Genomic DNA, 15,425 nt, shown 5'->3' with positions numbered 1-15,425 from the left:
CCGATAAATCTGGCAGATGACGCCTAAGCGTGGATTAAAGCTCCTCAGCGTGGAACTGCATGCGCGGGTGTGCAAAGACGTCCTGGGACTGGATGAGTTGAAGCTCGGCAGTCTCTGCCTCGTAGGTGTTTTCCAGCAGGTCATATACGGAAGAGGCGGTACGGCGCAGGGACTCCTTGACGTCGCTGGTCTCGGTGTAGTGGCCGGTAAACAAGGCGGCGGTGACGTCGCCGGAGCCGTTGCGCTTGAACGGCAACAGTGGCGTGGACACCAAGAAAGCGCGGTCGCCGTCAACGGCGAGCATCTCAATCTGGTCGTCGGCAGTCTCGGGGCGCTTAACGGAGGTGACCAGCACGGTCTTCGGTCCGATTTCCTGGGCCTTCTTTACTGCGGCGAGGGTCTCGTCCAGGGTGCCAACCTCGGAATCGGTAAGGTAGCCCAGCTCAAACTGGTTGGGGGTGATGATATCGGCGACGGGCACAACGCGATCGCGCAACAACGGCGGAATCTCATCGGAGACAAAGCAGCCGGACTTAGCATTGCCCATCACCGGATCACAGGCGTAAAGGGCCTTGGGGTTGGCGGCCTTGATGCGGCGGACGGTTTCCACGATGGCGTCGGCAATGTCGGCGCCGCCCTGGTAGCCGGAAAGGATGGCGTCGATCTGCGGGAAAGCGCCGCGCTTTTCAATGCCATCGATGATGGAGGTGACATCGCTAGCCGGAATCATCGGCCCGCCCCAGTCGCCGTAGCCGGTGTGGTTGGAAAAATTCACCGTGTGGACCGGCCATACTTCATGGCCGGCGCGCTGCAGGGGAAAGACGGCCGCGGAGTTGCCAACGTGGCCGTAGGTGACATGGGACTGGATGGAAAGGATAGTCATAGGTTTCCATTGTGCTACGCGGCGCACGCGCTCACAAAAGAAAAGACAAAATTATTCCTCCGGGCATCCCTGCGGCTCCCCCACCGCAGGGATGCCTCCGCCGGGAACCTGCTTGTCCAAGTTGGCGCGTTCGGCGGCGTCGGGAAAAGCCTTAGGGCCGGAGGGCTTGGGCTGATAGGAAACTCCGCGCTCGGCCGCATCGTCGTACCAATCCGCGAGCAACTCGTTTTGGCGGCCGAACATTTCCTTCTCCTCGGCCGGAGTGGAGTGGTCATAGCCCAGCAGGTGCAGGCAACCATGGACAGTAAGCAGGGCCAGTTCGTGGCCCAGGGAATGTCCGGCGGCTTCTGCCTGGCGCAGGGCAAACTCGGGGCACAGCACAATATCGCCGAGCATTGCTGGGCCTGGATCGGCGGCATCGGGGCGGCCGCCACCAGCGATGGCACCGGGGGTGAGCTCATCCATGGGGAAGCTCATGACATCGGTGGGGCCTTCCAGATCCATCCAGCGCACGTGGAGGTCCTCGATTGTCTTCAAATCCACACACGTGATCGTGCACTCGGCATCGGGGTTGATGTCCATGGCGCCGAAAGCATAAGAGGCGACGTCAATCAGCATCTCCTCGTTGACGCCTTCGAAGCCGGATTCATTGAGAAACTCGATACTCATTCCATTCCCTCGTATTCAGCGGCTTTCTTATTATCAAAGGTCTCATAGGCATTGACGATGCGCCCGACCAGTTGGTGGCGCACCACGTCCCTAGAGCCCAGGTCCGCGAAGTGGATATCCTCCACGTTGCGCAGGATGCGGCGTACGATGCGCAGGCCGGAAACCTGACCATGCGGGAGGTCTACCTGCGAGATATCACCGGTGACCACGATCTTGGTGCCAAAGCCCAAGCGAGTGAGGAACATCTTCATCTGCGCCGGCGTAGTGTTTTGGGCCTCATCAAGGATGACAAAGGCATCGTTCAACGTGCGGCCGCGCATATAGGCCAGCGGGGCGACCTCGATGATGCCGGCCTCCATGAGCTTGGGGATCATCTCTGGGTCGAGCATGTCCCGCAGGGCGTCATAAAGCGGGCGCAGGTAAGGGTCAATCTTGTCATTGAGCGTGCCCGGCAAAAAGCCGAGCTTCTCCCCTGCCTCCACGGCCGGGCGAGTGAGAATGATGCGCGAGACCTGCTTGGCCTGCAGGGCCTGTACAGCTTTGGCTACCGCGAGGTAGGTCTTGCCGGAACCGGCCGGGCCGATGCCGAAGACCACCGTATTATCGTCGATGGCTTGTACGTATTCAGACTGGCCCACCGTCTTCGGGCGAATGGCTTTGCCGCGGCGCTTAACGATGTCCGCCGCCAGCGCCGCCGACACCGACTGCGGCGCCTCCACGGCCACCATGTCCATGGTGTGCTTGACCGTATCGGTAGACACGGCGTGGCCGCGGCGGGCGATGGCCTCGAGCTCATCGAGGATCTTGGCGGCACGGGCCACCTCATAATCAGGACCGGTGACGGTGACGACATTGCCGCGGGCAAAAAGGTCCGCATCCAGGCGGTTATTGAGCACGCGCAGGTTATCGTCCGCACTACCCAGCACGCTGCTGACGTAGGCGGAATCTAGCTCACATTTCTTCGTGATGATAGGCACGTGCTTTAGGCTACCAGCGCCGCCTACCAACGCTCGGTGCGCATGCCGATTGCCGCTAGCGCCACCATTGCCGCACTCGCCGTGCGCAGCACTTCCGGGCCGAGCTTGATGGGTGTGGCGCCGGCTTCTTTGAGGCGATCGAGCTCGGCGTCCCCGATGCCGCCCTCGGGCCCGACGAGCAGGACGACATTGTCCGTCAGCGGCACGTCCTTGATGGAGACGGTTGCTTCCTCGTGTAACACGAGCATAGTGGGGGCGTTGGAGGAAGCGCCGTCGCGGCCACCGGTGAGCTCTTGAACGAGCTGCGGGGTGGTCAGCGGGCCGCGCACCTGGGGGATGCGAGCGCGGCGGGATTGCTTGGCTGCGGAATCGGCGGCCGCCTGCCACTTAGCCACCGCTTTGGGTGCCTTCTTGCCGTCCCATTTAGCCACGCAGCGATCCGCCTGCCAGGCGATGATCTCATCGGCGCCGGCTTGGGTGGCGAGATCCACGGCGAGTTCGGCACGCTCGGATTTCGGGATGGCTTGCACCACGGTCACGCGCGGGGTGGGCTCGGGCGCGGTGTCGATGGAGTCGACCGTGCCTTCCAAGGAGTCCTTGCCCGAGGTAGCGGTGATGGTGAGGGTGAGGCGGGTACCGGTGCCGTCGATAAGCTCGAGGCGCTCGCCCTCCCCCATGCGCTTGACCGTCACGGCGTGGCGGGCCTCCGGGCCGGAAAAGCTGAAGGCCTCGCCGGCGCGCGCGGCGGAAAGATCCGGGTGGATGAAGACGGGCAGCGACATTAGCGGCGGAACTTATCGCGGAGGCGGCTGAAGAAGGATTCCTCCTGACCATCGCCGGTGGTACGCACGCGCGCGCCCTCGTCGCGGGAGTTGCGGATCTTCTCCAGGGATTCGCGGGTCTTGCGATCCAGGTCCTTCGGCACAACGACGTCCACGTGGGCAAAGAGGTTACCGTAGCCATCGGTACGCAGGCGCGGCATGCCGGCGCCATCGACCTTGATGGACTCGCCCGGCTGGGTGCCCGGCTCGATATCGATGGTGAGCTCTTCGCCACTTAGCTGGTCGATGGTGAAGTTGGTGCCCAAGGCGGCATCAATCATCGGCACGCGCACGGTGAGGTTCAAGTCATCAGCATTGCGCTGGAAGACGGGGTGCTCCTCTGTGTGGACCTCAACATAGAGGTCGCCGGCCGGGCCGCCGCCGTGGCCTACCTCACCCTGGGAGGCCATGCGGATACGCATGCCATCATTGATGCCGGCCGGGATATTAACGGTGATATCGCGGCGCTTCTTCACGCGGCCATCGCCGGCGCAGTGGTTGCACGGATCGGTGATGACCTCGCCAAAGCCCTGACACTTCGGGCACGGGCGGGTGGTCATGACGTTGCCCAGGAAGCTGCGCTGCATCTCCTGGATTTCACCCATGCCATTGCAGTTATCACAGGTAACCGGCTTGGCCTTGGACTCGGAACCGGTACCACCGCAGCTATCGCACAGCACCGCGGTATCCACGGTGACCTTCTTCTTCAGGCCGGTGTAGGCCTCCTCCAGGGTGATGCGGGTGCGCAGCAGGGCATCGTTACCCGGCTGGACGCGGGACTTCGGGCCGCGGGAGCCGCCGGCCCCGCCGCCAAAGAACTCGGCGAAGATATCGCCTAGGCCGCCGCCACCGAAGCCACTAAAGCCACCGGCGCCGGCACCGGCGCCACCCTGCTCCATGGGGTCGCCGCCCATATCCACGATTTGGCGCTTTTGCGGATCCAGCAGGACCTCCTGGGCCAGAGCGGCATCGCGGAACTTCTCCGCGGCAGCTTCATCATCCGGGTTTAGATCCGGGTGATACTTGCGGGCCATTTTGCGGTAGGCCTTCTTAATCTCCTGGTCAGTTGCGTTTTTATCAACACCGAGGATGCCATAATAGTCACGAGCCACTGTAAGAGATATTCCTTCTAATTCGTCTTGTCGGGGTTAACTTGAAAAAATTATGCGCGGCCAGCCAGTTTACTCGCACTGCTCGCCGGCCAAAATTTCGCTCACATACCGTGCAACGGCAGAGACCTTAGAAATTGTTCCCGAGTAATCCATAAAGGTAGGCCCCACCACGCCGAGACCACCCAGTGTGGCTACCTCATCGCCGGTGCCAAGGCCATAGCCCGTAGCTACCACGGAGGCTTGGCGCAGCTGGTCTTCCTCGTTTTCCTCGCCGATAACCACGGAGACGTTGCCGAGATCCGGCACGCGGGCGAGCAGCTTGAGGACGACGACCTGTTCTTCTAACGCCTCGATAATCTTGGGCAAGCCTTCTGGGAACTCGCGCGCCACACGCGTCAGGTTGGAGGCACCGGCCATAATCAGCCGGTCGGAGGGCTGTTCCACGAGGGTCTCGATGAGCGTGGTGGCCACCTTGAGCACGTGGTGGCGGATATCCAAGGGGGCGTCATCGACGAGGTGGGCGAGCTTCACGGAGGCGTCGCTAAGCGTCTTGCCTACCAGCGCGCTATTGACGATGTCGCGCAAGCGGAAGGTCTGATCCTGGTCGATGATTTCATCGAGCTCCACATTGCGCTGGTCCACGCGGCCGTTATCGGTGATAAGCACCAGCAACAGGCGCACCGGGGATAGCGCCACGACCTCACAGTGTTTAACACGCGAGACCTTGAGGTTGGGCAGCTGGACGACGGCCGCCTGCTTTGTCACCTGCGCCAGTAGCTGCACCGAGCGGCGCAGCACATCCTCTAAGTCCACGCCGCCTTCCAAGAAGTTGAGCATCGCGCGGCGCTCTGGGGCCGAAAGCGGCTTAACCTCATGGAGGGAGTCAACGAAGTGACGGTAGCCCTGCTGGGTGGGCACGCGGCCGGAGCTGGCGTGCTGCTGGGAGATAAGGCCCTGGGACTCCAGCACGGCCATGTCATTGCGGATGGTGGCCGAGGAGACGCCCAATTGGTAGCGCTCCAAGAGCGACTTAGAGCCAACGGGCTCCTGGGAGGCAATATAGTCCGCCACGATGGCGCGCAGGACTTCCTTGCGGCGGGCATCGGTTGAGGTAGACACTATGGCGCTCCTATTCGCTTGGCTATTTCACGTGCTTTCCAGTTTAGACGGGAGGGGGATTAGGTTTCTTCGGCGACGAGGAGATCGGTGATGATGCCATCGGCCAGCAAGCGGCCGGGCTTGGTGATGCGTACGCGATCGCCGGCGCGCTCGAGCAGACCGCGGCCGATGAAGCGCTCAAGGGCCGGGGCAGCGTGGGCATCGAGCCAGGCCTCCGGGATGCCCTCGCGCAGGCGCAGGCCGAGCATGATTTTCTCCATGTGACGGTCGGCGTCAGTAAGCGTTTCGGTTTCTTTGATGGGCAGTTCTCCGCGGCCGAGGGCGTCAATATAGCGCGAGGGGTGCTTGACGTTAAAGAAACGTTCGTTGCCCAAATGCGAGTGGGCACCGGGGCCTGCGCCCCACCAGTTGCCGTCTACCCAGTAGATGCGATTGTGCTCGCACTCGCCACCGGGCTTAGACCAATTGGAAACCTCGTACCACTCAAATCCTTCCGCCTCGAGGGTGGTAGAAATCATCTCGTAGCGCCGGGCTAGCACGTCCTCATCGGGGGCAGGCAGGATACCTTTCTTGACCTTGCGCGCCATGCGGGTGCCGTCTTCTACGATGAGCGAATAAGCACTGACGTGGTCTACGCCGGTTTCTAGCACTCGGTCGAGCGTCTCGCGCACGTTGTCATCGGTTTCGGTGGGCGTGCCATAGATCATGTCCAGGTTGACGTGCTCGAAGCCGGCGGCGCGGGCCTCGCGAGCAGCGGCGAAGGCGCGGCCGGGGGTATGGGCGCGTTCCAGGACTTGGAGGACGCCGGGGGATGCGGACTGCATGCCGAGGCTGATGCGGGTATAGCCGGCGTCGGCAAGCTGGGCGAAATACTCCGGTGAGGTGGACTCCGGGTTGGATTCGGTGGTGACCTCCGCCCCTGGCGCCAAGCCGAAGGTGGAGCGGACGGTATTGAGGATCCGGGTCAGCCCCTGCCCGCCCAGCAAGGAAGGCGTGCCGCCGCCGATGAAGACGGTCTCGGCCGGGCGGCCTACGCGCGCGGCCGCCAACTCCAGCTCGCGGTCCAAGGCATCCAGATAAGGTCCGGTGAGATCGCGCGGGCTGCCCAACTCGCCCGGAGTATAGGTATTGAAATCGCAATAGCCACAGCGAGTGGCGCAGAAGGGAACGTGAATATACAGCCCGAAGGGTTCAGTCATGGATAAAACCCTAATAGGGAGGGAACAAAATGGCTGAAATGGGGGTTAAGCATGTAGTATGTTTCCATCTTCCCAAGTAGAAAGGCACCCTCAGTGGAACCTCCGAGTCGATGTCCCTACCTCCTTTTAGGCGGTGGGGAGTAAATCATGTTATCGGCAATTGTGATGATCCTGGCCGGCTTCGTAGTCATCGGCCTCATCATCGTCGCGAATGCATACTTCGTGGCCCAGGAATTTTCTTTCATGTCCGTGGACCGCACACAGCTGCGGACCCAGGCTGCTGAGGGGGATAAAACAGCACAGCGCGCGCTGGCTATTACCCAGCAGACCTCCTTCATGCTCTCCGGCGCGCAGCTTGGTATTACGATTACCGGCCTGCTCATCGGCTATGTCGCGGAGCCGCTCGTAGGCCAGGGACTAGGTACGTTACTCGGCGGCGTCGGTGTTCCGTCCGCGGTGTCTGTCACCGTGGGCACCATCGCGGCGCTTTTCATCTCCACGATTGCAACCATGCTCTTCGCGGAACTTTTCCCCAAGAACTACACCATCGCCGCGCCCATGAAGACGGCGCGCTGGCTGGCCGCATCCACACAAATCTACCTGCGGATTTTCGGCTGGCTCATCCACTTCTTTGAGTATTCTTCCAATGCCATCCTCAAGGTCTTTGGCATCGAGCCGGTAGAAGACGTAGACTCCTCCGCCACCGCCGATGACCTGGAATCCATCGTGGATTCCTCCCACGAGGCTGGCGATCTGGATGAAAATACCTACATGGTGCTAGACCGTCTGCTGGACTTCCCTGAGCACGACGTAGAGCACGCCATGATCCCGCGCTCCCGCGTGGACGTCATTGATCCGGACACCACCCTTGGTGAGGTTCGCGAGATGATGTCTACCGACCACACGCGCTACCCCGTCATCGATGACGAACATAACCCGGTGGGTGTGGTGCATCTTATCGACGTCCTAGGAAGCGACCTTCCCGCCGCCACCAAGGCCACCAGTATCATGCAGGAACCCGTGGTGGTCCCTGAGCTGATGCCGCTGCCGGATGTCGTGGACGAGCTGCGCGATAGTGACCAAAAGATGGCCTGTGTCATCGATGAATACGGTGGCTTCGTAGGCATCGTGACCATGGAGGACTTGGCCGAGGAAATCTTGGGCGATGTCACCGATGAGCACGATATCGAAGAAACCGAGGAAATCACCGAGCAGGACGATTCCCACTGGGTGGTGGATGGCGATACGCCGATTGATGAAATCGAGCGCGCCATCGGCCACGACCTGCCTGAGGGCGACTTTGAGACCGTCGCTGGCCTCATCATCGCCCACTCCGGTGCGCTGCCTGAGGTAGGCGAGGAACACACCATCCAGCTCGAAGCCGAGCCCGATGACTGGGTGGACCACGATGAGGCGCCCGTTCGCTCCATCCGCCTGCGAGTGCAAGAGGTGGACCGCCACGTGCCGTCCGTCCTTGCCATCGAGCTGGTGGAGGATTACTCCGACCACTCCGATGATGACGCTAAGAAGGAGGATGCATAATGACCGAATCTTGGTGGTTTAACCTCCTCGTTACCCTGCTCATCATCGCCGCTTCCGGCTTCTTTGTGATTATCGAGTTCTCCTTGATGGGCGCTCGCCGCAACCGTTTGGAAGAGGATGCGGAAAACTCCCGCACCGCCCGCGCCGGCCTGCGCTCGCTCAATGAGCTGACCATCATGCTCGCCGGCGCGCAGCTGGGCATTACCGCCGCCACCTTTGTGCTAGGCGCTGTGACCAAGCCCTGGGTGCACCACCTGCTCATGGCACCGTTGGAGGCCGCGGGACTACCGCTGGGCATCGCCGACGTCGTTAGCTTCCTCCTCGCACTCTTCATCGTCACCTTCCTTCACCTCGTGCTGGGTGAAATGGCGCCGAAGTCCTGGGCGATTACCCACCCGGAGACCGCCCTGCAGTTCATCGCGGTCCCCGCACGTGGCTTCGTGTGGATCTTCCGCCCGCTGCTGAAGTGGATCAACGTCATGGCCAACAAAATGGTGTCCCTAGCCGGCGAAGAGCCTGTCGACCGCGCCGGTGCGGCCGGCTACGACGCCGAAACCCTGCGCACCTTGGTCGAGCACTCCCGCGAGACCGGTGCGTTGGACGATGAGTCTGCTAACCAGATTTCTGATGTCATCGAGTTGGAAAACTCCACCGTTGGTGCCATGGCTCGCGAGCATGGTTCTGAGGTAGTGCCCCTGCCTTCCGACGCCACCGTGGAAGACCTCCAAGACCTCGTTGTGCGCAAGAACATCATGCGCGTGCTGGTCTTCCCTAAGGACTCCCGCGTCCCGCGCGTGGTCCACGTGCGCGATACCTTGCTGGCAGAACCAGAGACCCCGGTTCTCGAGTTCTCCCGCCCTGCCCTGTCCGTGTCTTCTTCCACCACCGTCCAGAAGACTCTGGACCATATGCGCGCTCGCAACGAGCAGCTTGTCATGGTGGGCAAGGCCGATAAAGACAATGCCGTATGGATCCTTACCTGGGATGACATCATGGGCCAGCTATGGCCGCAGATTACCGAGCAGCTAGATAAGGTCACCCCTCCCCCAGCCGTCTAGTTCCTGCCGCGACCTCGCCCGCGCCCACTTCTTTGTGGCCGGCGCGGGCTTTGCCGTTTTCGCACCCGCGCGCAAGGGATGTCGTCCCCGATTGTGGATAACTGTGGCCGCAACTTTCCCAGCCGCCACTTCGCTCACTCGCCTTTCTCTGGGGCCTTGTTATCCACAGGCCCGGCCGCCACCTCCTCGCGCCGGCCGGCAACGTGCCCTTTCCTAGGAGGCATGACACCACCACTGACCAATATCGACTCTATCCGCGCCAACCACCCCACCTTCTGGACCGACCTGAAAAACGGCACCTACCTCAAACTCGCACCGCGCATCGCAGTCCGGCGCGATCACTACCATTACCTCGACTTCCCCTCCCAGCTGCGCCTGCGCGCCATCGCCGCCGCCCGCAGCGCCTATACCGCGGTGCTCATCTCCAAGTCCGCCGCCCGCGTGCACGGACTGTGGGTCATCGCCACAGCCGAGGAAAAGATTGAACTGGCCCTTCCCACCAATACGCTTCCCCACAAGGACCGCCGCCATCCCGAGCGCATTTATCGCAAGGCTTCCCTTCCCGAGCCCGTCCTCGTGGACGGCACCCGCTGCGTTTCCAAGGCCCGCGCAGTTATCGACGTCGCCCGCTACCACGGCTTCACCGACGGCCTCATCGCCGCCGACTCGGCTTTGCGTTCCGGCCTCAGCCGGGAAGACCTCAAGGAAGAGTTTGCCCACATGGGCCGGGTGCGCAATAGCTGCATCGTCCGCGCCGTAATCCACCACGCCTCACCTCTTTCCCGCTCTCCCTACGAGTCTTTCGCCCGCGCTCTCCTCATTGAGGCCGATTTCCCTTGGCCCATGTTCTTCGAGGCGTCGTTCACCGCGTTGCCCGGCATCACGACCGCCCTATGCATCAACAACGCCTACCTCATCGACATAATCCCCGCGAAGGCGCTTGCCCATCAGCGTGAGCGTCACCGACGTCTGCGCGAGGCCGGCTTCACCATTCTCTGCTATACCCCTCGGCAGCTCATCGACCACCCCACTTGCTTCCTGAGCGACCTCATTTCCACCATCACCGCCAGACAAAAGGCCGCGCGTTCTGCCTAAGTCCACGCTTCCTGCCTCCCGCCTTCCTCTACCCCGCCCTTCGCGCTCACCAGCGGCGCTTTCGCCGCGGAATCCGCTGCGCCGGTGAGCGCGAAGGGAGGGCGATAGCGAGTGCCTCGCAAGAGAACCGACCGAAACTTCGCCCGCAATAAGGTAGAGCCTCCGCGAGCTTATGCTCGCGGAGGCTTTTCTGTTTCCAGCTAATGCCTCAACAGGAAGGTTTTACTGGTTGATGCGCCATGGGACGCTGTTCTTCGGCAGCATGCCGTGGGTGTAGAGGTAGTCAATGGTGGACAGGATGCCCAGCACCGTGCCGCCGCCTACGAGCGCAGCCAGGAAGGAGAACCCTGCGACGGAAGACATGTCTGCGTCCTTGCCGTCCTTACCGTTGATGCCATCGCGGCCGTCACGTCCGTCGCGACCATCACGCCCGTCGCGGCCATCGCGACCATCCTGGCCGTCTTCGCCGTCACGGCCGTCCTTACCGTCCTGGCCATCCTTGCCATCGCGACCATCGCGGCCGTTCTCGCCATCCTTACCATCACGACCATCACGACCGTCACGACCGTCGCGGCCATCCTGGCCATCCTTACCATCTACGCCGTCCTGGCCGTCCTTTCCGTCCTGGCCTGGAACAACTGCGGCTTCGGTAGTGGAAGGCTCGGTGGATTCCTCAGAGGTCGGCTCTTCGGTGGCCGCTTCTTCTGCAGAGGTCTCCTCAGTAGAGGTCTCTTCTGCAGACTCGGCCGGGGTGGTCTCTGCAGAGGTAGCATCCTCAGAAGCCGGAGCCTCGGAAGTGGTCTCCTCGGAGGAAGGCTCCTTAGAAGGCTGATCCTTGGTCTTCTTACCGTTGAGCATATCGGAGCACAGCTGGCCAGCCGGGGCGTTCACGGCCGCGAGATTGGAAGCTGCGGTGGAGATGTTGTTCAGGGAGTCTTCGATGCTCTTCTGCTGTTCCTTGCTCAGCTTCAGGTCGCCAGCTACGCCCGCGCCAGGAACCAGGCCGGCGATGGTAACGGCTGCATTGAAGAGCTTCAGGATTACCGCGGTACCCTTGCCAAAGACGCCGTCGGCGAACTTGAGCAGGCCGGAGACGGTCTTCTTAGCGCCATCCGGGTTGTTCATATCAACGTCGGCATCGGCGTTGTCGATGCGGCCGATGGCCATGCCCTGGGCGCGGGAGAGGTCCCAGGTAACCGTCTTGTCCTTTTCGCCTTCCTTGACCAGCTTGGCAATGCCGTCCCAGGTCTTGCCGGAAATCTTGTCAATGAAGTCGGACGGAACCAGGTCACCGACGACCGGGATGACTTCCCAGACGGTCTTGAGGATCTTTTCGCCGCCATCGTAGAAGGCCTTAGCCAAGGCAAGCTTGAGATCGAGCATGTTGCCTTCCTTGTCAGGGGCATCAGTGACCTCACAGACGAGCTTGTCCTTCTGCTCATCCTTGACCACCTTGACGTTAACGTCGCCGTTGGAGGCCTCAGTCTGTGCGAGTTCCTCGAGGGTGGTTGGCTTTGCAGACTCCTCAGAAGCCGGAGCCTCGGCGGTCTCCTCCGCGCCGTCTACGGCGTACGGGGTGATGGACTCGGCGACGTCTTCTTCTGCGTCGAGTTCTTCCATCGCCTTATCGCCGGCGTTGTTTTCCTCCAGCAGGTTGCCGTCCTCATCGAATTCGATGCCGTTGAGGCTTACGGTATCGTCGGTGGTCTTTTCCTCGACGAACGTGGTGTCGTCGGCGGCGACGGCGCTAGGCACAACAGTGATGGAAGAGAAGGTGGCTACGGCCACTGCGCTGGCAATGAGGCGAGAAGTTCGGCGTGCGCCCATGGTTTAACTCCCTGTAGATGTGGTTAAAGAATCTAATTGCGCGCGCCGCGTGTGGATGGTGCTAGGTCACGGCGTTCGCTTGGAAGGGGATTACCCTACAGCGCGTTGAGAGTATTTTCTACTTAGATTTTAAGGTTGATCCAGCAACAATACCGCTGGATACACAACCCAACCCACTGAACAGGCATAACAAAAGTTATATGGAACGGCTGTTAACCTAAAATTTCCCTAAATGCTTCCCCGAATTGGGGCACCCTAGCGCAGAAAACTTCAACGGCCACCGAGAGAGGGAATCTCGATGGCCGTGAACATCCCCTTGCGTGAAACAAGGAAGTCTATGTGGTTTATGCAGTTGTAGCCCGACGGGCCGCCTCACGCTTAGCGCGGACTTTTTCCACCACCGCGGCAACCCGGGCGCGCTCTTCTAGGAACTGTGGAGGGTTATGCCCGCGCATAGTGCGGACATAGGCCGGGTGGGTATCCAGCACCGTGTGCTTCCACGCTTGGACCGCAATGAGGGCGGACTCGCCGGTGCGCTTGTACAAGTGCGGCAGCGAGACCATGTCGAGGTTGCGGGCCACGGCGTCGGTTTGCGCGAGCACGTACTCGACTACCTCGCGGAGGTAATCCGCCACGACCTGGGTGCGAGAGCGCAGGGACTCGGCCAGCTCGTGCACCACGATGGGCTTAGAGATGGGGAATCGCTCGTCCAATAGGCGCGGGGTAAGTTGTTCCGGCTCTTCCACGTCGTTCACGCCGGAAGAAGCGGCGGAAATGGTGCCGGAGCGCACGCCGGAGACCAGGGCTTGGCGCAGGCCCATCAGCTCGCCTACACAACGGCCGGAGTCAACGCGGGCGTCTTCAACGATATCGCCTAGCTCAGCCAGGCAATCCATGCACAACTCTTCGTCCCAATCCTCGATGGCTTCAATGAGGTGCTCGAGGTACTCTGCGACTTCGTCGCCGATATTGTAAATCTCTTGCGTAAGCTCGCGGTGGCGCAGCTCGGCGGCGATTTTGTGCATTGGCTTCGAGCCACTCCTTCCACGGTCTCATTTCTAACCTCTAGTAGAGGTTGAGGTTTGCTGTAACGCCTCACGACTTTATGCGAGATCCGCCGCCGCAAGCGCGCGACACTCCGAAGCCATTCACAGGTTTATGGCAGGTTCGCCCGCACTGGGGTGAGGATGGTGGGGTGAGCTGCAGAAGGGGGCGTCGGCAAGCAGGGCATAAAGAAACACCCGAGGGAATTCCCTCGGGTGTACCCGTCGCGCAGCCTAGCGCTTGTACAGGTGCTCGATGGCCGCGGCGTAGCGCTGCGAAACCACGTTGCGCTTGACCTTCATGGTGGGGGTCAGCTCGTTTTCTTCCTCAGTAAGGTCAGATTCGAGGATGTAGAACTTCTTGATGCCCTCCGCATGGGAGACGGTGGCATTGACCTGGTTGATGGCATCCTGCAGCTCCGCGCGCAGGGTCGGATCGGTAGCCAGCTCGCGCATGGAGCGATTTTCCGGAATGTTGTGGTCTAGCTTCCAGCGCTTCAAAATATCCGGATCCAGGGTCAGCAGCACGCCAACGAAGGGCTTGCCATCGCCTACCACCATGGCTTGGGAGATAAGCGGGTGCCCGCGCAGGATATCCTCCATCGGGCCAGGCGAGACATTCTTGCCGCCGGCCGTGACAATGAGGTCCTTCTTGCGGCCAGTGATAACAAGCTTGCCGTCTTCATCAATCTCGCCCAAGTCGCCGGTGTTGTACCAGCCATCCTCGAGGGCCTCGGCCGTGGCTTCCGGATTATTCCAGTAACCGTGGAAGACGATATCTCCCTTGATGCAGATTTCGCCTTCATCGTTGATGCGGAAGGTCACGCCACCCATCGGCGGGCCAACGGTGCCGATGGACTGATCCACAAAGTCCACCGCGGCCGCGGCGGCGACCTCGGTCAAGCCATAGCCCTCATAGACTGGGATGCCGATACCGCGGTACCAATGCAGCAGGTCATGGCCCATGGCCGAGCCACCGGTAATGCAGTAGCTCACGTTGCCACCCACGCCATTGCGGATGGTGGAGTACACCAGCTTGTCAAAGACCTTGTGCTTGGCTTTCAGCAGGCGGTCCGGGCCCTCCGGCTTATCCAAAGCCTTGGAGTACTCGATGGCGATCTTCTCGGACTGCTCAAAGAGCAGGGTCTTGATGCCAGAATCAGCCGCCTTAGCAGCAGCAGAATTGCGCACCTTTTCAAAGACGCGTGGCACACCCAAAATGACGTTCGGGCGGGAGCGGGCAAACTCGATGGAAATGGTGGAAAAGTCTGACCAGTGGTTCTGGGAGGCACCGCGCATGGCCACCGCAATGGATACCGCGCGGGCAAAGACGTGCGCCAGCGGCAGGAAGGTCAGGGTGTGGCTGCCCGGCACGGCGAAGATGCCAATCGGGTTGGTGCACAGGCCGCGGGTCTGGGCTAGCCAGTTGCGGTGGGTGAGGATGCAACCCTTGGGGCGTCCGGTAGTACCCGAGGTATAGACCAAGGAAGCCAGATCATCGGTGGAGGTGGCCTTGATGCGGGCGTAGACCTCCTCGGCGGCCACGCCGCGGCCCTCGAACTTGAGGGTGTCAATGGCGGAGGAGTTGATTTCTAGGACGCGGCGCAGCTGGGAGGGAGAACCCTTGAGATTGGGCTCGCCGTCTTCTTGCAAGACCAGGTTTTCTACCAATTCGGAGTGCTCGCGGGTTTCGGTAATGGCGAGCACGGCACCGGAGTCTTCAATAATCCAGCGCACCTGGGAGGCAGAAGAGGAGGGATAGACCGGCACAGAGGCGGCACCGGCGGCCCAGATGGCAAAGTCCAGCAGGGACCACTCATAGCGGGTAGCAGAGATAAGAGCGACGCGGTCCCCCTGCTGCACGCCTAGGGCGATAAGTCCCTGGGCTACTTCAAAGACCTCATCGATAAATTCTTTGCCCGTGACATTAACCCACTCGTAGTTAGCCGGGCGGGTGAACATGACCCCATTAGGGCGCTTCTTCGCGGTGTCCATCAGGGCGGTCAGGCAGGTTTCGCCCGGCTCGATAGTAAATTGGGCTGGGGTGTGGACTTCTTGCAGGGTCACGCGGTGTCCTTTC

Annotated in this window: 13 protein-coding genes; 3 read left to right on the top strand and 10 right to left on the bottom strand. The window is 61.3% G+C overall.

Going from position 1 to position 15,425, the window contains the following annotated elements; all coding sequences use genetic code 11:
- Positions 1-34: 34 nt before the first annotated feature.
- From pdxY to hemW, 7 genes are all read right to left on the bottom strand, one after another.
- Complete coding sequence (pdxY, locus tag QP971_RS04080) at positions 35-883, bottom strand: pyridoxal kinase PdxY (RefSeq protein WP_284810934.1); 849 nt, start codon at positions 881-883, stop codon at positions 35-37.
- A gap of 51 nt (positions 884-934) precedes the next feature.
- Positions 935-1,552 carry an rRNA maturation RNase YbeY gene (gene ybeY, locus QP971_RS04075; protein ID WP_284810933.1) on the bottom strand — a complete coding sequence of 206 codons (618 nt, stop codon included), beginning with the start codon at positions 1,550-1,552 and terminating at the stop codon, positions 935-937.
- The gene (locus QP971_RS04070; protein WP_284810932.1) at positions 1,549-2,529 is read right to left on the bottom strand and encodes a PhoH family protein; all 981 of its coding nucleotides are present in this window, start codon (positions 2,527-2,529) and stop codon (positions 1,549-1,551) included. Before QP971_RS04070 ends, ybeY begins: the two co-directional genes overlap by 4 nt.
- Positions 2,530-2,552: 23 nt before the next feature.
- Complete coding sequence (locus QP971_RS04065; protein WP_284810931.1) at positions 2,553-3,311, bottom strand: 16S rRNA (uracil(1498)-N(3))-methyltransferase; 759 nt, start codon at positions 3,309-3,311, stop codon at positions 2,553-2,555.
- Positions 3,311-4,462 carry a molecular chaperone DnaJ gene (gene dnaJ / locus QP971_RS04060; protein ID WP_269953561.1) on the bottom strand — a complete coding sequence of 384 codons (1,152 nt, stop codon included), beginning with the start codon at positions 4,460-4,462 and terminating at the stop codon, positions 3,311-3,313. Before dnaJ ends, QP971_RS04065 begins: the two co-directional genes overlap by 1 nt.
- A gap of 69 nt (positions 4,463-4,531) precedes the next feature.
- Complete coding sequence (hrcA, locus tag QP971_RS04055; RefSeq protein WP_284810930.1) at positions 4,532-5,581, bottom strand: heat-inducible transcriptional repressor HrcA; 1,050 nt, start codon at positions 5,579-5,581, stop codon at positions 4,532-4,534.
- A gap of 59 nt (positions 5,582-5,640) precedes the next feature.
- Positions 5,641-6,780: a radical SAM family heme chaperone HemW gene (hemW, locus tag QP971_RS04050; protein WP_284810929.1), complete on the bottom strand. Its 1,140-nt coding sequence runs from the start codon at positions 6,778-6,780 to the stop codon at positions 5,641-5,643.
- A 147-nt stretch (positions 6,781-6,927) separates the two neighbouring features.
- Here hemW and QP971_RS04045 point away from each other — a divergent pair, with 147 nt between their 5' ends.
- From QP971_RS04045 to QP971_RS04035, 3 genes are all read left to right on the top strand, one after another.
- Positions 6,928-8,322: a hemolysin family protein gene (locus QP971_RS04045; RefSeq protein WP_284810928.1), complete on the top strand. Its 1,395-nt coding sequence runs from the start codon at positions 6,928-6,930 to the stop codon at positions 8,320-8,322.
- Positions 8,322-9,380, top strand: coding sequence for a CNNM domain-containing protein (locus tag QP971_RS04040; RefSeq protein WP_005324190.1), 1,059 nt, complete (start codon positions 8,322-8,324; stop codon positions 9,378-9,380). Before QP971_RS04045 ends, QP971_RS04040 begins: the two co-directional genes overlap by 1 nt.
- Before the next feature lie 222 nt (positions 9,381-9,602).
- Positions 9,603-10,475, top strand: coding sequence for a hypothetical protein (locus tag QP971_RS04035; RefSeq protein ID WP_284810927.1), 873 nt, complete (start codon positions 9,603-9,605; stop codon positions 10,473-10,475).
- Between the two features lie 222 nt (positions 10,476-10,697).
- Here the strand turns inward: QP971_RS04035 and QP971_RS04030 are convergent, their stop codons facing one another.
- The 3 genes from QP971_RS04030 to QP971_RS04020 all read right to left on the bottom strand — a co-directional run bounded on the left by QP971_RS04030 (position 10,698) and on the right by QP971_RS04020 (position 15,412).
- Entirely contained in the window at positions 10,698-12,302 is a 1,605-nt protein-coding gene (locus tag QP971_RS04030; RefSeq protein ID WP_284810926.1) for a hypothetical protein, read from the bottom strand.
- 344 nt (positions 12,303-12,646) lie between these two features.
- On the bottom strand, positions 12,647-13,327 hold the full coding sequence (locus QP971_RS04025; protein WP_284810925.1) for a hypothetical protein: 681 nt from the start codon (positions 13,325-13,327) through the stop codon (positions 12,647-12,649).
- A 252-nt stretch (positions 13,328-13,579) separates the two neighbouring features.
- A complete protein-coding gene (locus QP971_RS04020; protein WP_284791398.1) occupies positions 13,580-15,412 on the bottom strand; it encodes an AMP-dependent synthetase/ligase in 1,833 nt (610 codons plus the stop codon).
- Between the last annotated feature and the right edge of the window lie 13 nt (positions 15,413-15,425).

The sequence above is a fragment of the Corynebacterium marquesiae genome (assembly GCF_030229635.1).
Lineage (GTDB): Bacteria > Actinomycetota > Actinomycetes > Mycobacteriales > Mycobacteriaceae > Corynebacterium > Corynebacterium marquesiae.
This window is presented reverse-complemented; position numbering and strand designations above follow the sequence as displayed.

Excerpts from the sequence above, each read along its gene's own strand:
- QP971_RS04030 (WP_284810926.1), bottom strand. The coding sequence starts at position 12,302 with ATGGGCGCACGCCGAACTTCTCGCCTCATTGCCAGCGCAGTGGCCGTA.
- QP971_RS04040 (WP_005324190.1), top strand. The coding sequence starts at position 8,322 with ATGACCGAATCTTGGTGGTTTAACCTCCTCGTTACCCTGCTCATCATC.
- QP971_RS04045 (WP_284810928.1), top strand. The coding sequence starts at position 6,928 with ATGTTATCGGCAATTGTGATGATCCTGGCCGGCTTCGTAGTCATCGGC.
- ybeY (WP_284810933.1), bottom strand. The coding sequence starts at position 1,552 with ATGAGTATCGAGTTTCTCAATGAATCCGGCTTCGAAGGCGTCAACGAG.
- QP971_RS04035 (WP_284810927.1), top strand. The coding sequence starts at position 9,603 with ATGACACCACCACTGACCAATATCGACTCTATCCGCGCCAACCACCCC.
- hemW (WP_284810929.1), bottom strand. The coding sequence starts at position 6,780 with ATGACTGAACCCTTCGGGCTGTATATTCACGTTCCCTTCTGCGCCACT.
- QP971_RS04065 (WP_284810931.1), bottom strand. The coding sequence starts at position 3,311 with ATGTCGCTGCCCGTCTTCATCCACCCGGATCTTTCCGCCGCGCGCGCC.
- QP971_RS04025 (WP_284810925.1), bottom strand. The coding sequence starts at position 13,327 with ATGCACAAAATCGCCGCCGAGCTGCGCCACCGCGAGCTTACGCAAGAG.
- pdxY (WP_284810934.1), bottom strand. The coding sequence starts at position 883 with ATGACTATCCTTTCCATCCAGTCCCATGTCACCTACGGCCACGTTGGC.